The sequence below is a fragment of the Burkholderia ubonensis genome (assembly GCF_001718695.1).
Classification (GTDB): domain Bacteria; phylum Pseudomonadota; class Gammaproteobacteria; order Burkholderiales; family Burkholderiaceae; genus Burkholderia; species Burkholderia ubonensis_B.
The window spans coordinates 710,345-733,358 of the sequence record NZ_CP013421.1 but is presented as its reverse complement, the minus strand read 5'-3'; the positions used below and the strand labels follow the sequence as shown (position 1 = coordinate 733,358).

General features: G+C 67.2%; 14 protein-coding genes and 1 pseudogene. 13 read left to right on the top strand and 2 right to left on the bottom strand.

From position 1 onward, the window contains the following. Positions 1-64: 64 nt before the first annotated feature. The 10 genes from WJ35_RS18090 (at position 65) to WJ35_RS18045 (ending at position 12,276) form a co-directional block, all read left to right on the top strand. The gene (locus WJ35_RS18090; RefSeq protein ID WP_069239621.1) at positions 65-541 is read left to right on the top strand and encodes a universal stress protein; all 477 of its coding nucleotides are present in this window, start codon (positions 65-67) and stop codon (positions 539-541) included. Between the two features lie 16 nt (positions 542-557). After that, positions 558-749, top strand: coding sequence for a DUF2964 family protein (locus tag WJ35_RS18085; protein WP_011879803.1), 192 nt, complete (start codon positions 558-560; stop codon positions 747-749). A gap of 1,173 nt (positions 750-1,922) precedes the next feature. Beyond that, complete coding sequence (locus WJ35_RS18080; RefSeq protein WP_069239620.1) at positions 1,923-5,663, top strand: nitrate reductase subunit alpha; 3,741 nt, start codon at positions 1,923-1,925, stop codon at positions 5,661-5,663. Beyond that, a complete protein-coding gene (narH, locus tag WJ35_RS18075) occupies positions 5,660-7,189 on the top strand; it encodes a nitrate reductase subunit beta (protein WP_069239619.1) in 1,530 nt (509 codons plus the stop codon). The genes WJ35_RS18080 and narH overlap by 4 nt, the downstream gene beginning before the upstream one ends. Continuing rightward, a complete protein-coding gene (gene narJ / locus WJ35_RS18070; RefSeq protein ID WP_011879806.1) occupies positions 7,186-7,881 on the top strand; it encodes a nitrate reductase molybdenum cofactor assembly chaperone in 696 nt (231 codons plus the stop codon). The genes narH and narJ overlap by 4 nt, the downstream gene beginning before the upstream one ends. A 28-nt stretch (positions 7,882-7,909) precedes the next feature. Further along, entirely contained in the window at positions 7,910-8,593 is a 684-nt protein-coding gene (gene narI, locus WJ35_RS18065) for a respiratory nitrate reductase subunit gamma (protein ID WP_011879807.1), read from the top strand. A gap of 10 nt (positions 8,594-8,603) precedes the next feature. Next, positions 8,604-9,392 carry a peptidylprolyl isomerase gene (locus tag WJ35_RS18060; RefSeq protein WP_011879808.1) on the top strand — a complete coding sequence of 263 codons (789 nt, stop codon included), beginning with the start codon at positions 8,604-8,606 and terminating at the stop codon, positions 9,390-9,392. A 15-nt stretch (positions 9,393-9,407) separates the two neighbouring features. Further along, the gene (locus WJ35_RS18055; RefSeq protein ID WP_069239618.1) at positions 9,408-10,673 is read left to right on the top strand and encodes an MFS transporter; all 1,266 of its coding nucleotides are present in this window, start codon (positions 9,408-9,410) and stop codon (positions 10,671-10,673) included. 297 nt (positions 10,674-10,970) lie between these two features. Then, entirely contained in the window at positions 10,971-11,294 is a 324-nt protein-coding gene (locus WJ35_RS18050) for a TfoX/Sxy family protein (RefSeq protein ID WP_069239617.1), read from the top strand. 70 nt (positions 11,295-11,364) lie between these two features. Then, positions 11,365-12,276 carry a hypothetical protein gene (locus WJ35_RS18045; protein WP_069239616.1) on the top strand — a complete coding sequence of 304 codons (912 nt, stop codon included), beginning with the start codon at positions 11,365-11,367 and terminating at the stop codon, positions 12,274-12,276. A gap of 58 nt (positions 12,277-12,334) precedes the next feature. On the opposite strand, the pseudogene WJ35_RS32255 reads toward WJ35_RS18045, so the two are convergent. Both WJ35_RS32255 and WJ35_RS18040 read right to left on the bottom strand, forming a co-directional pair. Continuing rightward, a pseudogene (locus WJ35_RS32255) lies at positions 12,335-12,448 on the bottom strand (branched-chain amino acid ABC transporter substrate-binding protein); the annotation flags it as partial. 93 nt (positions 12,449-12,541) lie between these two features. Next, a complete protein-coding gene (locus WJ35_RS18040; protein ID WP_224383403.1) occupies positions 12,542-13,978 on the bottom strand; it encodes an ATP-binding protein in 1,437 nt (478 codons plus the stop codon). 351 nt (positions 13,979-14,329) lie between these two features. On the opposite strand from WJ35_RS18040, the gene WJ35_RS18035 reads away from it, so the two are divergent. The 3 genes from WJ35_RS18035 to WJ35_RS18025 are packed head-to-tail and all read left to right on the top strand — an operon-like array spanning position 14,330 to position 23,014. Further along, positions 14,330-15,010 (top strand): response regulator transcription factor, encoded by a 681-nt coding sequence (locus tag WJ35_RS18035; RefSeq protein WP_011879813.1) that lies wholly within the window; start codon positions 14,330-14,332, stop codon positions 15,008-15,010. 18 nt (positions 15,011-15,028) lie between these two features. Beyond that, the gene (locus WJ35_RS18030; protein WP_230459690.1) at positions 15,029-20,032 is read left to right on the top strand and encodes an AAA family ATPase; all 5,004 of its coding nucleotides are present in this window, start codon (positions 15,029-15,031) and stop codon (positions 20,030-20,032) included. A gap of 12 nt (positions 20,033-20,044) precedes the next feature. Next, complete coding sequence (locus WJ35_RS18025) at positions 20,045-23,014, top strand: PAS domain S-box protein (protein ID WP_011879815.1); 2,970 nt, start codon at positions 20,045-20,047, stop codon at positions 23,012-23,014.

Sequence of the window (23,014 nt, the reverse complement as noted above, 5' to 3'; positions counted from 1 at the left end):
GCGCGCTGATGATGGTGACACGGCCGCGCGACGTTGCGCGGCAACTCACCCCAGCGAGGAACGCATGTACAAGAAGATCATGGTTGCCGTGGACGGCAGCACGTCGTCGAAACAGGCGCTTGCGGAGGCATTGAAGATGGCGAAGGTGGGCGGCGGGAACGTCAGCATCGTCTACGTGGTCGACAAGTCGGTGCTGTTTACGTATGCGGGGCGCTTCGATCCGAATGCGCTCATCGAGGAAATCCGCACCGAGGGCACCCGCGTGCTGCGCGAAGCCGAACAGACGGTCGCGGCGGCCGGTGCGCAGGGCGAAGGCGAGCTCGTCGAGACGGAAAGCATCGGCGAGGACATCGCGGAACGCCTGCAGCGCTACGTCGACGAGCATCGCATCGATCTGGCCGTGATCGGCACGCACGGGCGGCGCGGGATCCGGCGCATGGTCATCGGCAGCGTCGCGGAGCGCTTCCTGCGCGGCTCGACATGCCCCGTCCTGCTGATGCGCAGCGACGACGCCGACGTGTCGGCGGCCGCCGCAGCATAACGGCGCGGGGGTCGCGATGATACGTCGCCAGTCCCGCATCGTGGTTGCAGCGATCGCCGTGTTCGTATCGCTGGCCGGCATGATGGCCGTCGTGACCGGGCTGCTGTTCGACGAGACGGTCGCGCTGCGCGGCGGCGCGGCCGCGCTGATCGTCGGCGTGGCGTGCTTCGTCGTGATGCTGAACCCGGGGCCGAAGGGCGAAAGCTGACGCGCCGCGCTTCGCGCGCGTCCTGCCGCAGCATCGTTGGCGGCGGCCTCCGCTGCGCCGCCCCGCGGAGACTTTCCGCCTGCCTCATCCGGCGCGTTCGCGCCGTGCGACCCGACCGGTGTGTCCGCCGCGTCGGGTTTTGTCTATTCCGTCTGCATATTCCGCTCGAGCGCTGCGCGCTCGCCGCGACGTGCCGCACATCGCGGCGCTACGGTGCGATCCGCACTGCGTCGTCGTCGCTTCTCCTGTATGCCCGCCTTTTCTGCCCGGCTGATGCGGCGGTCCGCGCGGCCTGCACGGTACCTTCGTCACCGCATGGCGCGGCAAGGCCACGCACGGTCGGGTTCAAGCACGCTTTTCATAGGCCAAGGCGGAATTGAACGCGCAGCCTAAATCCGTCGCACTCCTTGCACTGCGGCGCGTCGATCACTCTCCGACGACGAGCGCCAGTCCACACCACGCAATCCAATCCCTTCAACTTCGTATTTCGCTCCGGCAACCGTTCGGGAGTGCGGGCTGACGCTTGTGGCCGTGGCCGGCCGGCTGAGACGACGAGCGGCGGTAGATAGCGCAGGCCCCGACACTCAGCGGCCGGTTGCAGCGGACAACACAGGTAGCAACGAGCGACGGCGGGTGGCGGTGGACAGCGCTGGCAGCGACGAGCGGCGGCGGACAGCGCCGGCCCCCGGCGAGCAGCGCGGGGGCGACGGATGGCGAGCAGCGTCGGTGGCACCGGGCAGCGCTGGCCGCGACGAGCAACGGCGAGTGGCGGCGGAGAGAGCAGGCCGTAACGAGCAGCGTCGGGCGGCGGCCGACAGCGCGGGCAGCCACGAGCAGCGTCGGCAGGCGGCGGTCAGCGCGGGAGCCACGAGCAGCGTCGGCAGGCGGCGGTCACCGCGACCAGCGGCAAGCAGCCGAGCCGCACCACCCCCATCAGCAGTCAGTACTCCTCCGCCAACCCTCAGCACTCCTCCCCCACCGATCTTCCCCCATTTCCACCGTTGCACGCCGGCGAACGATCCCTCTGATTTGTATCAAGCCGTGATATGTCCTTCTACCAGACAATCTGCCCGACCCGGACAAAACGCGTCGATCAGATGCATCTTTTACGGCCGGCATTCCACCCCTTTCAACAATCTGAGTCTGCCAAAAGACCGGAAAAACGAGATCCCCATGAGCCATTTCCTGGATAGATTGCGTTATTTCTCCACCGCCCGGCCAGGCTTTTCCAACGGGCACGGCGCCGTCACGGACGAGGACCGAAAATGGGAAGACGGCTATCGCAGCCGCTGGCAGCACGACAAGATCGTCCGCTCGACGCACGGCGTCAACTGCACCGGCTCCTGCTCGTGGAAGGTCTATGTGAAGAACGGCCTCATCACGTGGGAAACGCAGCAGACCGACTACCCGCGCACCCGCCCGGACCTGCCGAACCACGAGCCGCGCGGCTGCCCGCGCGGTGCTTCGTATTCCTGGTATCTGTATAGCGCCAACCGCCTCAAGCATCCGATGGTGCGCAGCGCGCTGGTGAAGCTGTGGCGCGAGCGCCGCCGCACGCTGGCGCCCGTCGACGCATGGCGCTCGATCGTCGAGGACGACGCGTCCCGGCGCGCGTACCAGAGCCGGCGCGGCCTCGGCGGCTTCGTGCGCGCGAGCTGGGACGAAGTCAACGAGATCGTTGCGGCCGCAAACGTCTACACGGTCGAGCGGCACGGCCCCGATCGCGTGGTCGGCTTCTCGCCGATTCCCGCGATGTCGATGGTCTCCTACGCGGCGGGCGCGCGCTACCTGAGCCTGATCGGCGGCACCTGCCTGTCGTTCTACGACTGGTACTGCGACCTGCCGCCGGCGAGCCCGCAGGTGTGGGGCGAGCAGACCGACGTGCCGGAATCCGCCGACTGGTACAACGCCGGCTACCTGATGGTCTGGGGCTCGAACGTGCCGCAGACGCGCACGCCCGACGCGCACTTCCTCGTCGAGGCGCGCTATCGCGGCACCAAGGTCGTGTCGGTGTTTCCCGATTACGCGGAAGGCGCGAAGTTCGGCGACCTGTGGCTGCACCCGAAGCAAGGCACCGACGCGGCGCTCGCGATGGCGATGGGCCACGTGATCCTCAAGGAATATCACCTGGCGGGCAACAGCGACTACTTCATCGACTACTGCAAGCGCTTCACGGACATGCCGGCGCTCGTTCGGCTCGTGCCGCACGGCGACGGCTACGTGCCCGAGCGCCTCGTGCGCGCGTCCGACTTCGACGATTCGCTCGACGAGGCCGCGCATCCGGACTGGAAAACCGTGATGATCGACGACGCCAACGGCGAATTCGTCGTGCCGGTCGGCTCGGTCGGGTTCCGCTGGGGCCAGCAGGCCGACGCCGACAAGGGCAAATGGAACCTGCGCGGCGAGACGTCGAAGGGCGCGGCGCTGGCGCCGCGGCTGTCGTGCACGGCGGCGCATGACGACGTCGTCGACGTGCTGTTCCCGTACTTCGGCAACCAGCCTCACGCTCATTTCAACTCGACGCACCACGGCTCCGAACTGTCGCGCCGGATCGGCGTGCGGCGCGTCGCGACGCGCAACGGCGAGATGCTGGTCGCGACCGTCTACGACCTGTTCGTCGCGAACTACGGCCTCGACCAGGGATTGGGCGGCCGCGACGTGGCCGCGAGCTTCGACGACGACGTGCCCTGCACGCCCGCGTGGCAGGAAGCGATCACCGGCGTGAAGCGCGCGGACGTGATCTCGGTCGCACGCCAGTTCGCGGAGAACGCGCACAAGACGCAGGGCAAGTCGATGGTGATCATCGGCGCGGGGATCAACCACTGGTTCCATATGGACATGTCGTACCGCGCGATCATCAACCTGCTGATGATGTGCGGCTGCATCGGCCAGAGCGGCGGCGGCTGGGCCCATTACGTCGGCCAGGAGAAGCTGCGTCCGCAAACAGGCTGGACCGCGCTCGCGTTCGCGCTCGACTGGACCCGGCCGCCGCGGCACATGAACGCGACGTCGTTCTTCTACGCGCACACCGACCAGTGGCGCTACGACACGATGGACCCGAGCACGCTGCTGTCGCCGCTCGCCGACAAGACGCAGTTCCACGGCTCGCCGATCGACTACAACGTGCGCGCGGAGCGCATGGGCTGGCTGCCGTCCGCGCCGCAGTTGGCGGTGAATCCGCTCAAGGTCGGCGCGAGTCTCGGCGATGCCGCGCCCGCGGGCGCCGAGCTCGCGCGGCAGTTGCGGAACGGCACGCTGCAAATGGCGTGCGAAGACCCGGACGCGCCCGAGAACTTCCCGCGCAACATGTTCGTATGGCGCTCGAACATCCTCGGCAGCTCCGGCAAGGGGCACGAGTATTTCCTCAAGTACCTGCTCGGCACGACCAACGGCGTGCAGGGCGAGGATCTCGGCGCGACGGGCGGCGCGCGGCCGGAGGAAGTGAAGTGGCGCGCCGACGCGCCGCGCGGCAAGCTCGACCTGCTCGTCACGCTCGACTTCCGGATGTCGACCACCTGCATGTATTCCGACGTCGTGCTGCCGACGGCGACGTGGTACGAGAAGGACGACCTGAACACGTCGGACATGCATCCGTTCATCCATCCGCTGTCGGCGGCGGTCGATCCAGCGTGGGAATCGAAGAGCGACTGGGAGATCTTCAAGGGCATCGCGAAGCGCTTCTCGGAGCTGTGCGACGGCCACCTCGGCGTCGAGCGCGACGTCGTGCTCGCGCCGATCGCGCACGATACGCCGGGCGAACTCGCGCAGCCGTTCGACGTGCAGGACTGGAAGCGCGGCGAATGCGAGCCGGTGCCGGGCCGCACGATGCCGGCCGTGATCGCGGTCGAGCGCGACTACCCGAACACCTACGCGCGCTTCACGTCGATCGGCCCGCTGCTCGACACGCTCGGCAACGGCGGCAAGGGCATCGGCTGGGACACCAGGGACGAAGTGAAGCTGCTCGGCGAGCTGAACTACAAGGTCGCCGACGGCGCCGCACGCGGGCGCCCGCGCATCGACAGCGCGATCGACGCCGCCGAGATGATCCTCACGTTCGCGCCCGAAACCAACGGCCATGTCGCGGTGAAGGCGTGGCAAGCGCTGTCGAAGATCACCGGCCGCGACCACGCGCATCTCGCGGCAGGCCGCGAGCACGACAAGATCCGCTTCCGCGATGTGCAGGCGCAGCCGCGCAAGATCATCTCGTCGCCGACGTGGAGCGGGATCGAATCCGAGCACGTGTCGTACAACGCCGGCTATGTGAACGTGCACGAGCTGATCCCGTGGCGCACGCTGACGGGCCGCCAGCAGCTGTATCAGGACCATGCGTGGATGCGCGCGTTCGGCGAGTCGCTGTGCGTGTACAAGCCGCCGGTCGACACGGGCAGCTATGCGCACATGGTCGGCACGCGCTCGAACGGCAACCCCGAGCGCGTGCTGAACTTCCTGACGCCGCACCAGAAATGGGGCATCCACTCGACCTACTCCGACAACCTGCGGATGCTGATGCTGTCGCGCGGCGGCCCGATCGTGTGGATGTCGGAGGACGACGCGAAGGCGATCGGCGCGGTCGACAACGACTGGATCGAGTGCTTCAACTCGAACGGCGCGTTGTGCGCGCGGGCGGTCGTGAGCCAGCGGATCCCGTCGGGGATGGTGATGATGTATCACGCGCAGGAGAAGATCGTGAACGTGCCCGGCGCGGAAACGAGCGGCAAGCGCGGCGGCATCCACAACTCGGTCACGCGCACCGTGACCAAGCCGACGCACATGATCGGCGGCTATGCGCAGCAGTCGTATGGCTTCAACTACTACGGCACGGTCGGCAGCAATCGCGACGAGTTCGTGATCGTGCGCAAGATGAATCGCGTCGACTGGCTCGACGCCCCGCTCACCGAAGGAGAAGCGCAATGAAGATCCGCGCGCAAGTCGCGATGGTCCTGAACCTCGACAAGTGCATCGGCTGCCACACCTGCTCGGTGACCTGCAAGAACGTCTGGACGTCGCGCGAAGGCGTCGAATATGCGTGGTTCAACAACGTCGAAACCAAGCCCGGCATCGGCTATCCGAAGGACTGGGAGAACCAGGACCGCTGGCGCGGCGGCTGGCAGCGCCGCGCCGACGGCCGGATCGAGCCGCGTCAGGGCGGCAAGTGGCGGCTGCTCGCGCAGATCTTCGCGAACCCGCATCTGCCCGCGATCGACGAATACTACGAGCCGTTCACCTACGACTACGCGCATCTGCAGGAGGCCGGCCACGCGCGCGCGATGCCGGTGGCACGACCGCGCTCGCTGATCAGCGGCCAGCGCCTCGAGAAGATCGAGTGGGGGCCGAACTGGGAGGAGATTCTCGGCGGCGAGTTCGAGAAGCGCGCGAAGGACTACAACTTCGAGGCGGTCCAGAAGGAGATCTACGGGCAGTTCGAGAACACGTTCATGATGTACCTGCCGCGCCTGTGCGAGCACTGCCTGAATCCCGCGTGCGTCGCGTCGTGCCCGTCCGGCTCGGTGTACAAGCGCGACGACGACGGCATCGTCCTCGTCGACCAGGACAAGTGCCGCGGCTGGCGAATGTGCGTGTCCGGCTGCCCGTACAAGAAGATCTACTTCAACTGGCAGTCGGGCAAGGCGGAGAAATGCGTGTTCTGCTTTCCGCGCATCGAGGCCGGGCAGCCGACCGTCTGCTCCGAAACCTGCGTCGGCCGGATCCGCTATCTCGGCGTGATGCTGTACGACGCGGACCGGATCAGCGAGGCCGCCAGCGCCGAGAGCGAGCAGGACCTGTACGAGGCGCAACTGTCGCTGTTCCTCGATCCGAACGACCCGACGGTGATCGCGCAGGCCGAGCGCGACGGCGTGCCGGCCGCGTGGCTCGACGCCGCGCGCCGTTCGCCGGCCTACAAGATGGCGATCGACTGGAAGATCGCGTTTCCACTGCATCCCGAATACCGGACGCTGCCGATGGTCTGGTACGTGCCGCCGCTGTCGCCCATCAATGCTGCCGCGAACAGCGGCGAGCTCGGGATGAACGGCTACCTGCCCGACGTCGAATCGCTGCGCATCCCGATGCGCTATCTGGCGAACCTGCTGACGGCCGGCGACGAAGCGCCCGTGAAGCTCGCGCTCGAACGGCTGCTGGCGATGCGCGCGTTCATGCGCGCGCGCCACGTCGACGGCGTCGACGCGCGCGGCGTGCTCGACCAGGTCGGGCTGTCGCTCGCGCAGGTCGAGGAGATGTACCGCTATCTCGCGATCGCGAACTACGAGGACCGCTTCGTGATCCCGACCACGCATCGCGAGTACGCAGAGAACGCGTACGACCTGCGCGCCTCGTGCGGCTTCTCGTTCGGCAACGGCTGTTCGGACGGCCGCTCCGAGGGGAGCCTGTTCAGTCCGAAGAAAGGCGCGAAAACCATTCCGATCAACGAGGTATCGCGATGAGCGGCGCACCCGATCCGACCTATGCGGCGTTCGCGGCGCTGCTCGACTATCCCGACGACACGCTCGTCGACGTGCTCGATTCGATCGACGGCCACCTGCGCGAGCGGGCGCAGCTGCCGAAGCGCGCGCGCACCGGCCTCGAGCGGTTTTTCGCGTACGTGCGTGCGCGCGACCTGCTCACGCTGCAGGAGAACTACGTCGCGCTGTTCGACCGCGGCCGCGCGACGTCGCTGCACCTGTTCGAGCACGTGCACGGTGAATCGCGCGACCGCGGGCAGGCGATGGTCGACCTTCTGCAGATGTACGAGCGCCACGGGCTGACGCTGAACCCCGGCGAGCTGCCCGATTATCTGCCCGTGTTCCTCGAATACCTGTCGCGCCTGCCCGCGCCCGACGCACGCACGCTGCTCGCCGAGACCGGCGACATCCTCACCGCGCTTGCCGGCCAGCTCGCGCGGCGCGGCAGCCATTACAGCTTCGTTGTCGGCGCGCTGCTGCCGCTCGCCGGCCTGGCGCCGGTCGAGCCGCCGGCCGCCGCGGACGACGACGTGGCGGCCGTGAAGCCCGGTGCGGACGACTACCGCGCGCTCGACGCGTCGTATGCGGATGAAGCCGTGCGCTTCGTCGGCGCGGCGACGCCGGCCGAGCAGACGATCCAGTTCCACGACAAGCGGCCCGCCCGCAGCGCGTGAGCGCGCGGGCCCACACTTGGGGAAACACATGAACGCTTACTTGCATCAGTTCCTGTTCGGGATCTACCCGTACATCTGTCTCGCCGTGCTGCTGGTGGGCAGCCTGATCCGCTTCGACCGCGAGCAGTACACGTGGAAAAGCGATTCGTCCCAGCTGCTGCGGCACGGCATGCTGCGGCTCGGCAGCAACCTGTTCCATTGGGGCGTGCTCGTCGTCGTGCTCGGGCACTTCGGCGGGTTTCTCGCGCCGCACTGGCTGGTGTCGCCGTTCATGTCGGCGTCCGGGCATCAGCTCGTCGCGATGGTGGCGGGCGGCGCGGCCGGCGTCGCGGGGATCGTCGGGCTGACGATCCTGATCTGGCGGCGCCTCGGCGACGCGCGCATCCGCGGCAACAGCCGCACGTCCGACATCGTGATCGTGCTGATGCTGTGGGTGCAGCTCGCGCTCGGGCTCGGCACCGTCGTGCTTTCGACGCGTCACATGGACGGCGCGATGTTCGAGCAGCTGACCGACTACGTGAAGGGCGTCGTCACGTTCCGCCCGAACGTCGCGAGCCTGCTCGTCGGCGTGCCGCTCACGTACCGGCTTCACATCCTGCTCGGCTTCACGATCTTCCTCGTGTCGCCGTTCACGCGGATGGTTCACATCTGGAGCGGGATCGCTTCGGTTGCGTACCTGATCCGCCCATACCAGCTCGTGCGCAAGCGCTGAGGAGACCCGCATGAACGACGTTCTCTGCGAAGCCGCGACCGCGCCGCTCGCCATCAACGGCGTCGCCTTCGACGCCGCCGCCATCGCGGCCGAAGCCGAACATCACGGCGATGCGCGCGATCCGCTCGATGCGGCGCGCCATGCGCTGGCCGTGCGCGAACTGCTGCGGCAGCGCGCGGTCGCGCTCGCGCTGATCGATGCGAGCGCACCGCTCGACGACGCGGCCGTCGACGCGCTGCTCGAGCGCGAGCTCACGCACGTGCCGCAGCCGGATCGCGCCGACTGCGAGCGCTATTACAGCCGGCATGCGGCGCGCTTCCGCCGCGGCGACATCGTGTACGCGAGCCACGTGCTGTTCGCGGTGACGGAGCGCGTGCCGCTCGCACCGCTGCGCGAGCGCGCGCAGGCCGCGCTCGCCGACGTGCTGGCCGCGCCCGATACGTTCGAAGCGGTCGCGCGCGCGTCGTCGAACTGCCCGTCGGCGCAGGTCGGCGGCAACCTCGGGCAACTGCTGCGCGGCGACACCGTGCCGGAGTTCGAGGCCGCGCTGTTCGACGGCGACGCACTCGGCGTGCTGCCGAAGCTCGTCAATACGCGCTTCGGCTTTCACATCGTGCGCATCGAGCGGCGCGTGCCGGGCGCCGCGGTGCCGTTCGACGAAGCCGCCGGCCAGATCGCCGAGTACCTCGCGCAATGCGTGCGTCAGCGCGCGATGCGGCAGTACGTGGCCGTACTCGCGGGCGCCGCGCGCATCGAAGGCGTCGCCTTCGACGGCGCGAGCGGTCCGCTCGTTCAATGAAACGGAGGTCGGCATATGGCCGTTCACCAAGCTAATGCCGGTCTGCCCGCCCAGGCGCAGACCGTTCCGCTGCGCGCGTGGTCGGTGTTGGCCGCCAGTACGCTCGCGTTCATGGTGTGTTTCGTCGTATGGATGATGTTCGGCGTGCTCGGCGTGCAACTGCGCGCGGACCTCGGCCTGAACAGCACCGAGTTCGGGCTGCTCACGTCCACGCCGGTGCTGACCGGCGCGCTGATGCGTCTGCCGCTCGGCACCTGGACCGACCGCTTCGGCGGGCGCATCGTGATGACGGTGCTGCTCGTCGTGTGTGCGGTGCCCGTGTATGTGGTCAGCTATGCGACGCAGCTCTGGCAGTTTCTCGTGATCGGGCTGTTTCTCGGCTGCGTCGGCGCGTCGTTCTCGGTCGGCACGCCGTACGTCGCGCGCTTCTTCCCGCCGCAGCGGCGCGGTCTGGCGATGGGCGTGTTCGGCGCCGGCACCAGCGGCGCGGCGGTCAACCTGTTCGTCACGCCGCTGCTGCTCAATGCGTATGGCTGGCGCGTCGTGCCGCGCATCTATGCGCTCGCTCTGCTCGTCACCGCCGCGATCTTCTGGCTCGCGTCGGCGCCCGATCCGGGCGCGGGCAAGCGCGGCGGCTCGTTGCTCGATTCGTTCAAGGTGCTGCGCGATCCGCGCGTGTGGCGGCTGTGCCAGTACTACTCGATCGCGTTCGGCGGCTTCACCGCGCTGTCGCTGTGGATCCCGCAATACCTGAAGAACGAATACGGGATGTCGCTCGTGATGGCGTCCGCGTTCGCGGCCGGCTTCTCGCTGCCCGGCGGCGTGCTGCGCGCGATCGGCGGCTGGCTGTCGGACCGCTACGGCGCGCATGCGGTCACCTGGTGGGGGCTGTGGGTCGCGTGGATCAGCCTGTTCCTGCTGTCGTATCCGGCGACCGACTTCGTGATCCACACGATCGACGGCACCGCGGCGCTGAAGCTGTCGATGCCGGTGGCCGGCTTCGTCGCGCTGACCTTCGTGCTCGGTGCGGTGTTCGCGTTCGGCATGGCGTCGACCTTCAAGTACGTCGCCGACGATTTCCCGGACAACATGGGCGTCGTCACCGGCATCGTCGGGCTCGCCGGCGGCCTCGCGGGCTTCCTGCTGCCGATCCTGTTCGGCATGCTGCTCGACTTCGCGCGCGTGCGCACGACCTGCTTCATGTTGCTGTACGGGATCGTGTGGGTGTCGCTGATCCTCATTTATCTGACCGAGGTGCGGCGCACGCCCGTCACGGGCTGAGCGCCTTCGCCCGACGCGCGTGCGCGACGCCCGATACCGCGGCGGCGCGCACGCGCGCACGCCGCTGCCGTTCGGCGTTTGCCGCCGCACGCAGTTCTGTCAAACTGGCGCCGACGACCACGCGCGGCGCCAGCGCTCCTTGCTTCGATTCCGCGGCTGATGAACGCAGGCGATCGCCGCTTCTCCGACGAACCGCCCGCGCCGCTTGCATGCGATGCGCGCATCCCGGACGGGACGGGAGGGAACGACACCGCGCCGCCGACGGTCAGAACCGGTGTCCGATAACGGAGGAAGCGGATGGCATCGCATCAGGGAACCGTCGATTTCATCGTCGAGCAGAGCGCATTGGCCGGCACGGTGTCGGCGCGGAAGATGTTCGGCGAATACGGCATCTATTGCGATGGAAAGATGGTGGCGCTCGTCTGCGACGACCGGCTGTTCGTCAAGCCGACGCCCGACGGCAAGGCCTTTCTCGGCGCATGCGAGCAGGCGCCGCCGTATCCGTCGGCGAAGCCGCATCTCGTGGTTGCGGGCGAGCGGTGGGACGAGCGCGAGTGGCTGTCCCGGCTGATCCGGATCACGGCTGCGCAGTTGCCGATGCCGGTGAAGCGCGGTCGATAGCCGTCGATAGCGGGCGGCATATTCCATCAAACAGGCGCGGCGACATCGCGCCATCCGCTGGAGCAAATCAATGGAGACATCCGAACATCCGCAGGCGCGCCGACGCGTGCGCCGTGCGTGGGCCGCATGCATCGCGATGCTGTGCGTGGGCTGGAGCGCGCTGTCGTTCGGCGCGGACGGCGCGGCCGCGCTGCTCGACCGTTATCACAGCTTGGGCGAGCAGTTGAAGCACAACGCATTCCATCGCCCGCTGTACCTCGAATCGTCGGAGGCGTCCTCATCGCTGAAGGGTGACATCTACGCCGTCGTCGACTATCCGTTCGCCTTGGTCAACGGCAGGCTCAACGACCCCGCGCGGGGGCCGGCCAACTGGTGCGACGTCCTGATCCTGCACCTGAACACGAAGTACTGTCATGCATCGGCCGGCAGCGGCGGGCCGGTGCTCGACGTGAACCTCGGGCGCAAGATCGAACAGAAGCTGTCGGACACCTATCGCGTGCAGTTCCGCTATCGCGTGGCGGCAGCGACGCCCGACTACTTTCAGGTCGACCTGAGCGCCGACAGCGGGCCGATGAGCACGAAGGATTACCGCATCGCACTGGAAGCGATCCCGGTCGGCGACACGCGCACGTTCCTGCACCTGACGTACGCGTACGGCTTCGGCACGATGGGCCGCATGGCGATGAAGGCCTATCTGGGGACCATCGGGCGCGACAAGGTCGGGTTCACGCCGGCGAGCGGTGCGTCGGCGGGCGAGCCGCAGTATGTCGGCGGCGTGCGCGGGCTGCTGGAGCGCAACACGATGCGCTATTACCTCGCGATCGACGCGTACCTCGGGACGCTCGACAAGCCGCTCGACCAGCGTCTTGCCCGCTGGTTCGACGCGACCGAGCAGTATCCGCAGCAGCTGCACGAAGTCGACCGTGCGGCGTATCTGCAGATGAAGGCGAAGGAAATCCAGCGGCAGCAGGCGGCGCGGTGACGCGTGCTGTTGCCTGAGGCCGCCGCCGGCTGCTCGGCGGCGGTCGGTTCGACGCGCGGCCGACCGTGCGAATGCTGTGCCACCGCGCCCGTTCGACGCGGAACAGCGTGTAGGGCGGCTTGATCAGGTCGCCGCGCTCGTCGAACGCGATTTTCCTGGTCACACCGGCGACCCACTCCGCGTGCGCGTAGCCCGGTCCGCCGGATCGGCAACGCGCGCATCCAGTCAACATTGCCGCTGAACCGTCATGACGGTCATCCGTCGCTCACTGCGGGTAACGGGCGAACTGCCTCGCGACATCGCACGGTTCATCACCCGATCCGAGCGCAAGTGCGTACGTGCGAGCCGATTCCGAGAGACGGTAGCGCGCCGTGACGCCGACGAAGCTCACATCGAGGATCGACTTTTCGACCAGTTGCGCGATGCAGTCGAGCGCGGTCGGGCGGTCGACGTCGTCGTCGCAAACGACGGAGTACACGGAATCGAGCGTGAACGCATGGTCGAACCGTGCGATGCGAAGAACGACGGCCTGTTCGTTGTGCGTGAGCCGCTGGAAACTCCAGTCAAATGCGGCGCGCAAGGTTCGGTGTCGCGGTTGCGCCGTGCGATAACCCCCTGCGAGCAGCAGAAAGCGTTCTTCGAGACGCTGGCGCACCCCTTCGAGGCCCAGCACGGACGCACGCTCGGCGGCGAGTTCGATCGCGAGAGGCAGCCCGTCGAGGCGGCGACAGATTTCGGCGACGAGCCTGAGCTGATGCTCGTCGACTCGCACGCCGCATCGGCTTGCGCGCTCCAGGAACAGCCCGACGGCAGGCGACTGCATCAGCCCGTCGCGGCACGACTCGTCTGCCGGCAGCGCGAGCGGTTCGACGCGGAACACGGTCTCGGGCGCGATGCGAAGGCGCTCGCGGCTCGTGAGCAGCACGCGCAAGCCAGGCCATTGGCCGATCAGCCGTTCCACGACGTCCGCCACCTCGTCGACGATGTGCTCCGCATTGTCCAGTACGAGCAGGGTGCCGGCCGGCGGCGAGGGCGCCGGCTCGATCTGCGCGACGGCCGCGAGCGATCCCGCTTCCTCGAGGTCGATGAAGACGACGTCCGACGCGCCGGTAGCGATCGTGCGGTGCGCATGTTCGATGGCGAGGCAGGTCTTGCCGACGCCGCCCGGCCCCGTCAGCGTGACCACGCGGCTGCGCGCGAACTGGCCCTCGATTTCGTCGAGCGCCGCGGCGCGCCCGAGCAGCGTTCTTCTGCCCGGCAATCGATGCCGCGGCGCGGTCATTGCATCCGCATTGCGGAAGTGCGGCGCATGCCGCTCGGTCGGTACGTCGCGTGCCGGCTCGGCTGGCGGGTCGTCGAATACCTTGAGTCGATAGCCGCGCCCCGGTATGGTGTCGATCAGTTGACGATGGTCGCCGAGCGCTTTACGGACCGCGCTCAGATGCACGTGGATGTTGTTTTCTTCGACGAACACACCGGGCCATACGGTGTCCATCAGTTCGTCCTTGGACACGATGCGTCCGGCCGCCAGCACGATCACCGATAGAATGTCGAACGCGCGCGAGCCGAGCGGCACTTCGCGTCCCGCCTTGTACAGCGCACGCATGCCGAGGTTCAGTTCGAATTCCCCCAGCGCGATGACGGAATGCTCGGGGGTGCTTCGATACTGCGGCCTGGCCGGCTGTTCCATCACCGTGTTCATAAGCATCGTCCGACAAAGTGTGAATGGGTTGCACGTGCCGGCGGGGCTCGGTGCGCGTGAGTTTCGCACCGTCATCTTATGGAGCGGCGGCTTGTCGGAGCGTTGCGATACCGTTAACGTTTGTTAATGTGCGCGGCCGGATGCCGCCGAGCCGCGCTGGCAAACGGCGGCAGGCACGCCACGCGCGCCCTGATTAAAAAAATTTAATACGGGGCGGTCGCTTCATCTGTCCCGACGAGGCGATAATGAAAGGTCAGCGCGACGGTGCACTATTTCGCCCGACCTGCACACGTCGGCGGCCTTTCTGTCAGGTCGCACACGGCGCGTGACCGACGGGCCGCCAATCCAGAAATGAAAATCCTCTTGGTCGAAGACAATCAGCAGGTGGCGGGCTTTCTGAAGAAAGGCCTGCTCGAAACCGGCCACGTCGTCGATTGGGCCGACAACGGCCGCGACGGCATGGCGCTCGCGATCGGGGAATCCTACGACGCGATCGTGCTCGACCGCATGCTGCCCGGCGGTATCGACGGGCTCAAGATCGTCGCGGCGCTGCGCGCGGCGGGCAGCAAGGTACCCGTGCTGATCCTCAGCGCACTCGACGAAGTCGACGAACGGATTCGCGGGCTGAAGGCGGGCGGCGACGATTACGTCGTCAAGCCGTTTTCGTTCGGCGAAGTCGTCGCGCGGCTCGAAGCGCTCGCGCGGCGTTCGCAGGACAACGGCTTCGACACGGCGTTGAAGCTCGCCGATCTCAGCATCGATTTGCTGTCGCGCAAGGTGACGCGCGCCGGTAAGCCGATCGTCCTCAAGCCGCGCGAGTTCAAGCTGCTCGAATATCTGATGCGCCACGCGGAGCAGGTCGTCACCCGCACGATGCTGCTCGAAAACATCTGGGAATACCATTTCGATCCGCAAACGAACGTCATCGACGTGCACGTGAGCAAGCTGCGCCAGAAGATCGACACGGGCTTCGACCGCTCGCTGCTGCGGACCATCCGCAACGCGGGCTACATGCTCACTGCCGCCGACTGACCCAGAGCGTCTCGCGAGATGGGAACCATGATGCTGACGGGCTACGACGTAACGACATTGAGCGACGATGGTCAGTTCGTGCTGTCGCGCCTGACGAGCCCGGGGGCGTCGGATAGCTGGCTGACGGTCACGCTGTCGGCATCGCAGCCGCAGCCGGAAAGCCATGAGCGTCTGGAGCACGCGTATCAGTTGCGCGGCATGCTCGACGGCGCGCATGTCACGCGGCCTCACGCGCTGCTGCGCGACGAGCGCAGCGCGACGCTCGTGCTCGAGGATCCGGGCGGCAGATCGCTTCGCATGGCGCAAGCGGGGCCGTTGCCGATAGGCCGGTTCCTTACCCTTGCCGTCAACCTCGCGTCGGCGCTGCGCTCCCTGCACAGCCGCGGCCTCACGCACAACGACATCCGGCCGGGCAACATTCTGATCGACGACGCGACCCACGCCATCGCGCTCACGGGCCTCGGCCTCGTCTCCCGTGCGCCGCGCGAGCGTCCGCGCGACGGCCCGCCCGCGATCGCCGTCGAAGCGCTCCCGTATCTGTCGCCCGAACGCACCGGGCTGATGAACCGCTGGTCCGACTCGCGTGCCGATCTGTACTCGCTCGGCGTCGTGTTGTACGAAATGATGACGGGGAAGCTGCCGTATCGGGCCGCTTCGGCGGCCGAGTGGCTGCATTGCCATACGGCGCAAGTGCCCATTCCGGTGGCCGAATGCATCGGCGGCGTGCCCGCGCAACTGAGCGCGATCGTTGCACGCCTGCTGTCGAAGGACGCGGCGCAGCGCTATCAGACCGCAGCAGGGCTCGAACACGATCTGCGGCGCTGTCTCGACGCATGGCGCACATCGGGCGACGTCGAGGCGTTCGCGCCGGGCGCCGCCGATGCGCCCGATCAGCTGCAACGGCCGTTTCGTCTCTATGGACGCCAGAAGCAGCAGCACAAGCTCGAAGCCGCGCTGGAGCGCGTCGTGCAAAGCGGCGAGCCTGGCGTGGCGTTGGTGTCGGGTTATTCGGGCATCGGCAAATCGACGCTCGTGAGCGGGTTGCGCATGACGCCTGCCGCGTCGCGCGGATGGTTCGCGTCGGGCAAGTTCGAACGCTACAAGCGCGACATTCCTTACGCCACGCTCGCGCAGGCGTTCCGGACGCTGATCCGCGAGCTGATCGACGACGGCATGCGCACGCACGCGGACCTGCGCCAGCGCCTGCACGATGCGCTCGGCGCGAACGGCCAGCTGATCGTCGAGCTGATTCCCGAGCTGGAGGCGCTCGTCGGGCCACAGCCGCCCGTGCCCGAACTCGCGCCGCAGGAAGCACGCATGCGCTTTCTCGCCGTGTTTACGCGTTTCATCGCGGCGTTCCCGTGCGACGGCCAGCCGCTCGTGCTGTTTCTCGACGACCTGCAATGGAGCGACGCGGGCACGTTCAGCGTGCTCGAACAGCTGTGCGGGCCGGGCGCGCGCAACGTGTTCGTGGTCGGCGCGTATCGCGACAACGAAGTGGGCGTCGCGCATCCGCTCAGACGCACAGTCGATCTCATCCGGCAGACGGGCACGCGCGTCGACGAAATCATGCTGACGCCGCTGCAGCCTGACGACGTGGCGCATCTGATCGGCGACGCCCTCACGACCACGCGGCCCGAACTGGAGGGCCTGAGCCGTCTCGTGTTCGAACGCACGGGCGGCAATCCGTTCTACGTCGTGCAGTTTCTGCAATTTCTCGCCGACGAGCGCTTCCTCGCGTTCGATCGCGACTGCCGCATCTGGACGTGGGACAACGAAAGGCTGCGCGAAGCGCGTTTCGCGGACACCATCGTCGATCTGATGGTCGGCAAGATCGAACGGTTGCCGCGCGGCACGCAGGCGTTGCTCGAACAGTTCGCGTGTCTGGGCGGCCGCGCGACGTCGCCGCTGCTCGCGCGCATCAGCGGCCTGGACGAGGCGCAGGTGGCCACGACCCTCGCCGACGGCGTCGAGGCCGGCCTGCTGTACCGCAGCCGCGAAGGCTATGCGTTCGTGCACGACCGCGTGCACGAGGCAGCGTATGAACTGATCCCGCCGCAGCTGCGTGCGCAGGCCCATCTGCGGATCGGCCGGATTCTCGCCGCGCAGCCGGCTGCGGACGAAGCGCGCAGCATCTTCGAGATCGTCAACCAGTACAACCGCGTCATTCCTCTACTCGACGATCCCGCCGAACGCGCGCGCGTGGTGGACTTCAATCTCGAGGCGGGGCAGCGCGCACGCGCGTCGGCGGCGTACGGCTCGGCGCTCGCGTACCTGTCGACGGGCAGCGAACTGCTCGGCGAAGCAGGCTGGGACGCGGACTATGCCCGCAAATTCCAGCTGGAATGCCAGCTCGCCGAATGCGAGTTTCTGACGGGGGCCATGGACAGCAGCGAGCGGCGGCTGGCGATGCTCGACACGCGCGCACACACGCTGGCCGACCGCGCGGCCGTTACGTTTCTGCGCGTCACGCTGTACACGGCGCTCGATCGGATGAACCTCGCGGTGCAGACGTGCCTCGACTATCTGCGGCACGTCGGCATCGACTGGAATCCGCATCCGGGCCGCGCCGCGGCGCGCGCAGAATACGACACGCTGTTGCAGGGCATCGGCGGCGCGCCGATCGACACGCTCGTCGATCTGCCCTTGCTCGACGATGCCGGACTCGCCGCGACGATGAACGTGCTGACGGCCGTGTTGCCGCCCGCGTTCTTCAGCGATGAAAACCTCGTGTGCCTCGTGCTGTGCCGGATGGCGAACCTGAGCCTGCTGTACGGCAACAGCGATGCGTCGTCGCTCGGCTATGCGTATCTCGGCATGGTCGCGGGTCCGCTGTTCGACGACTACGACGCGGGCTACCGCTTCGGCCAGCTCGGCCTCGCGCTCGTGGACAAGCGCGGGCTGGACCGTTTCAAGGCGCGTGTCTACATGTGCTTCGCGTATCACGTGACGCCGTGGACGCGGCCGATCCGCACCGGTTTGCCCTTGCTGCGCCGCGCGTTCGAAGTCGCGAGCGAAGGCGGCGACCTGACCTACATCGGCTTCAGCAGCTGCTGCACGGTCACGACGCTGATCGCCGCGGGCGAGCCGCTCGCGGAAGTCGAGCAGGAAGCGCAGCGTCGTCTGCAGATCGTTCAGGCCGCGAAGTTCGGCCTCATCGTCGACATCATCACCGCGCAGCTCGCGCTGATTCATTCGTTGCGCGGCAACCTCGACGCGCATGACGCGCTTCCCGATCGCTTCGACGATGCCGCATTCGAGCAGCGCCTCGACGGCGATCCGAGTCTCGCGATCGCGGCGTGCTGGTACTGGATCCGCAAGCTGCAGGCGCGCTATCTGGCCGGCGATATCGACGGCGCGATGCATGCGGACAGTAAGGCGTCGCCGTTGCTGTGGACATCGTCGGGTCATTTCGAAATCGCCGAGTATCAGTTCTTTGCGGGGCTCGCGCGCGCAAGCTGGCACGACGGCGCGCCGGAAACCGCCCGGGCCGGGAATCTGGACAAGCTCGCCGCGCATCAGCGGCAGCTGGCGCTGTGGGCCGAGCACTGCCCGAGCAACTTCAGCAGCCGCGCGGCATTGATGAGCGGCGAAATCGCGCGCATCGCGGGCCGCGAGTTCGAAGCGATGAACCGCTACGAAGACGCGATCCGGCTCGCGCGCAAGCATGATTTCCCGCACGACGAAGCGCTCGCGCAGGAGATTGCCGCGAAGTTCTATCTGGCGCGCGGCTTTACGACGACGGCCGCCGCGTATGTCCGCAACGCGCGCCGCGCGTGGTTGCGCTGGGGCGCGATCGCGCGCGTGAAGTCGCTCGACCGGCGTTATGCCGAGCTGCTGCGCGAGCTCGTCGAGCAGGCGCCGGCGCCCGGCGTCGTCGCCGAACAACTCGACGTCGATACCGTGGTGAAGGCGTCGCAGGCGATCTCCGGCGAACTGGTTCCCGAGCGTCTGATGCGCACGCTGATGACGATCATGCTCGAACACGCGGGCGCGCGGCGCGCGCTGCTCGTGCTGCCGCGCGCCGACGCGTTGTGGATCGAAGCGACCGCGGTGGCGGGGCGCGAAGGACCGGAAGTGCACTTCGACAGCAGACCGGTGAATGCGCAGGATCTGTCGAGCGCCGTGCTGCTCGAAAGCATTCGCACGCAGCGCGCGTTGCTGATCGACGATGCGATCTGCGACCAGACCTGGTCGTCCGACGAGCATTTCGCCGCGCAGCATTCGCGTTCGGTGCTGTCGCTGCCGCTCGTCAAGCAGTCGAAGCTGATCGGCGTGCTGTATCTGGAGAACGAACTCGCGCCGGGCGTGTTCACGCCCGCGCGTCTCGCCGTGCTCAGGCTGCTTGCGTCACAGGCGGCCGTGTCGCTCGAAAATGCGTCGCTCGAAGAGAAGCATGCGTTGCTCGCCGAGAAAGACGCGCTGCTGCATGAAGTGCATCATCGCGTGAAGAACAATCTGCAATTGATCAGCAGCCTGCTGAATCTTCAGGCGGAGCGCGTGACGGACAAGGCGGTGGCCGAACTGTTCGCCGACAGCCGCAACCGCGTACGCTCGATGGCGATGGTGCACGAGAACCTCTATCGCGCGGGCAACTTCGCGCGCATCGCGATGACGGCGCACGTGAAGACCTTATGCGGTCATCTGGCGCGCGTCTACGACATGGGGCGGCTGGGCGTCGACCTGCAGATCGACGTCGACGACATTCAGCTCGACATGAACCGCGCCGTGTCGTGCGGTCTCGTCATCAACGAACTGGTGTCGAATGCGCTCAAGCATGCGTTCCCGGATCAGCGCGGCGGCGTGCTCAAGGTCGAACTCAAGGCGATCGACGACCGGCGCTGCGCGTTGATCGTCGCCGACGACGGCGTCGGCCTCGCGCCCGGCTTTTCGTTCGAACGCGATGAAACGCTCGGCTTGCGCCTCGTTCACGACCTCGTGCTGCAATTGCGCGGCCGCATCGATATCGCGCAGCAGCACGGCACCACTTTCACCATTCAATTCAATGCAGCAGAACGTTGACGGCCACACGACATGACCAGCGCGCAAATCTTGATCGTCGAGGATGACCGCATCGTCGCGCGCGACATCGCGCAACAGATGAGCCGCGCGGGCTATGTCGTGGTCGGCAGCACGGGCAGCGGCGAAGACGCGCTCGCGCTGGTCGAAACGCTGGCCGCAGACAGCAAGCCGGATCTGGTGCTGATGGACGTGCGGCTCGAGGGCGAACTGGACGGCATCGACACCGCGCGGCGTATCCGCGAAGCGCGCGACATTCCCGTCGTATTTCTCACCGCCTATGCGGACGAAGAGACGATCCGCCGCGCGACGGCAGCGGAACCGTACGGCTACGTGCTCAAGCCCTTCGACGACATGCAGTTGCGTACCGTCGTCGAAATGGCGCTTTACAAGCACGGCGCCGAGCGGCGTTTGCGCGAGAGCGAGCAGCGCTATGCGATCACGCTGTCGAGTATCGGCGACGGCGTGCTGTCGACCGATGTGGACGGCTTCGTCACCTTCGTCAATCTCGCCGGCGAAGCGCTGACGGGGTGGTCGCGCAGCGAAGCGACGGGACGGCGGCTGAGCGAGGTCTTCAGTCTGCACGACGAGAACACCCACGCGCCGATCGAGGATCCGATGGCCGCCGTGCTGCAAACCGGGAGCGACGGCGGGCTGCCCGCGCGCACCATTCTGCGCGCGCGCGGCGGCAGCGACCTGCCGGTCGAATGCACGGGCACGCCGATGACGGACGAACGCGGCGTACGGCAGGGCATCGTGATCGTGTTTCGCGACGTGACGCAAAAGCGCCGCGCGCAGGAGGCGGAGATTCTTCGCGAGACCAATGCGCGACTCGAAATGGCGATGTACGGCTCGAATGTCGGCGTGTGGGAAATCGACATGCCCGAAGGCGATCACAAGCGCGGCTTCGCTCGCTATTCGAACATCTACGAGTGGCTAGGCTTCGACACGCCGCAGGCGCGCCTCGATTACGAAGCGTATATGAGCGTGCTGCATCCCGATCATCGCGACAGCACGGATCGCGCGGTCGCGTCGTTCCTCGAAAGCGGCGATGGCCTGTTCGAGCTGGAGAACCGGCTGCGGCATCGCGACGGCAGCGACCGCTGGGTGCTGGTGCGCGGCACCGCGCGCCGCGACGCGACGGGCAAGCCGGTGCGCTTCGTCGGCAGTCTGGTCGACATCACGGAACTGAAGATGACCGAGCAGGCGCTGCGCGCGAGCGAGGAGCGCTTTCGCGGCACCTTCGAAAACGCCGCGGTCGGCGTCGCGCATTGCGATCTCGATGGGCGCTTTCTGCGTGTGAATCAACGGTCGGGCGAGATCGTCGGCTGGCCGCGCGACGCGTTGCAGCAGCGACGGCTGCACGAGCTGATTCATGCCGATTTCAGCGTGGCGAGCACCGAGCGGTTCCGCCTGCTGACGGAAGGCAGGCTCAAGCATTATTCGGAGGAAGTGCCGCTCGTCAGGTTCGACGGGGAGCGCGTGTGGGTCACGCTGTCGGTTGCGCTTCAGCACGACGCGTCCGGGCAGACGGCGCACGTCATCGTCATCATTCAGGACATCTCCGAGCGCAAGGCGCTGGAAGAAACGGTGCGCGTCGCGAAGGATGCGGCGGAAGCGGCCAGCCGCGCGAAGGACCAGTTCCTCGCCAACATCAGCCATGAGCTGCGCACGCCGCTCAACGGCATTCTCGGCTATGCGCAGATACTCCAGCGTGACGCGCGGCTCGACACGCGCCAGCTGGCGAGCGTCGGCGTGATCGAGCAGAGCGGGCAGCATCTGCTGACGCTGATCAACGATATTCTCGACTTCGCGCGTCTGGGCGCCGGCAAGCTGGAACTGCAGGTCGGCGAAGTGTCGCTGCGCGGGTTTCTCGAGACGATCGCGGAAATCGTCGCCGTGCGCGCGCAGCAAAAGCGCCTCGTGCTGAACTATGTGGCCGCGCCCGATCTGCCCGCCGTGGTCCGTGTCGATGAGCGCCGGCTTCGCCAGGTGCTGCTCAATCTGCTCGCGAATGCCGTCCAGTTCACCGACCACGGCGAGGTCACGCTGTCGGTCAGCCGGGGCGCGGCCGGGCGCCTGCGCTTCGAGGTGCGCGATACCGGTATCGGCGTGAGCGCCGACCGGCTGGAAGCGATCTTTCAGCCGTTCGAACAGGCGGGCGATCACACGCGGCGCGGCGGCGGCGCGGGCCTGGGTCTCGCGATCAGCCGGCAACTCGTGCGCATGATGGGCGGCGAGATCGAAGTCACGAGTTCGGCCGGCGAGGGCAGCGTGTTCGGTTTTGAACTGGATGCGCCCGCGTCGGCGGCGGGGCCGTGCGAGCGCATACCGCGTCTCCAGGCGGACCGCCTCGACGGCGCGCGCCGCGTCATTCTGGTGGTCGACGATGTCCCCGCGAACCGCGCGCTTCTGGCGGAAGTGCTGGGGCAGGCGGGCTTTCGGGTGATCGAAAGCAGCGATGGGCGCGATGCGCTCGACAAGGCTGCAGCGTGCGCGCCCGACCTGATCGTTCTCGACACGGTGATGCCCTTGATGGGCGGCATAGAGACGCTGCACCATCTGCGCCGCTCGCACACACTGGGCGCGACGCCCGTGATCGTCGTATCCGCCGACGCCTCCGAACAGAACGCACGCGCGAACATCGACGCGGGCGCAAACGTGTTTCTGGAAAAGCCGCTCAATCTCGACCGCCTGTTGGGCTCGATCGCGATGCTGCTCGGCCTGGCGACCCAACAGGGCGCCGGCCCGGCCTGCGAAGCTGACCGGCCGATGATCATTCCGCCGCGCGAGGACATGGCGGCGCTGCACCGCTATGCGCTGCTCGGCTCGATGCGCGACATCAGCCGGCACGCCGATCGTCTTGCGAGTTCGCATGAAAAGTATGAACCGTTCGCCGCGCGTTTGCGGCACCTTGCCATGACCTACGAATCGCAGGCCCTGCTTTCGTTGATCGAACATCATCTGAACAGCGAAGGGAGTTGA

Excerpts from the sequence above, each read along its gene's own strand:
- WJ35_RS18030 (WP_230459690.1), top strand. The coding sequence starts at position 15,029 with ATGGGAACCATGATGCTGACGGGCTACGACGTAACGACATTGAGCGAC.
- WJ35_RS18080 (WP_069239620.1), top strand. The coding sequence starts at position 1,923 with ATGAGCCATTTCCTGGATAGATTGCGTTATTTCTCCACCGCCCGGCCA.
- WJ35_RS18085 (WP_011879803.1), top strand. The coding sequence starts at position 558 with ATGATACGTCGCCAGTCCCGCATCGTGGTTGCAGCGATCGCCGTGTTC.
- narH (WP_069239619.1), top strand. The coding sequence starts at position 5,660 with ATGAAGATCCGCGCGCAAGTCGCGATGGTCCTGAACCTCGACAAGTGC.
- WJ35_RS18060 (WP_011879808.1), top strand. The coding sequence starts at position 8,604 with ATGAACGACGTTCTCTGCGAAGCCGCGACCGCGCCGCTCGCCATCAAC.
- WJ35_RS18045 (WP_069239616.1), top strand. The coding sequence starts at position 11,365 with ATGGAGACATCCGAACATCCGCAGGCGCGCCGACGCGTGCGCCGTGCG.
- narJ (WP_011879806.1), top strand. The coding sequence starts at position 7,186 with ATGAGCGGCGCACCCGATCCGACCTATGCGGCGTTCGCGGCGCTGCTC.
- WJ35_RS18055 (WP_069239618.1), top strand. The coding sequence starts at position 9,408 with ATGGCCGTTCACCAAGCTAATGCCGGTCTGCCCGCCCAGGCGCAGACC.
- narI (WP_011879807.1), top strand. The coding sequence starts at position 7,910 with ATGAACGCTTACTTGCATCAGTTCCTGTTCGGGATCTACCCGTACATC.
- WJ35_RS18050 (WP_069239617.1), top strand. The coding sequence starts at position 10,971 with ATGGCATCGCATCAGGGAACCGTCGATTTCATCGTCGAGCAGAGCGCA.
- WJ35_RS18090 (WP_069239621.1), top strand. The coding sequence starts at position 65 with ATGTACAAGAAGATCATGGTTGCCGTGGACGGCAGCACGTCGTCGAAA.
- WJ35_RS18025 (WP_011879815.1), top strand. The coding sequence starts at position 20,045 with ATGACCAGCGCGCAAATCTTGATCGTCGAGGATGACCGCATCGTCGCG.
- WJ35_RS18035 (WP_011879813.1), top strand. The coding sequence starts at position 14,330 with ATGAAAATCCTCTTGGTCGAAGACAATCAGCAGGTGGCGGGCTTTCTG.
- WJ35_RS18040 (WP_224383403.1), bottom strand. The coding sequence starts at position 13,978 with ATGAACACGGTGATGGAACAGCCGGCCAGGCCGCAGTATCGAAGCACC.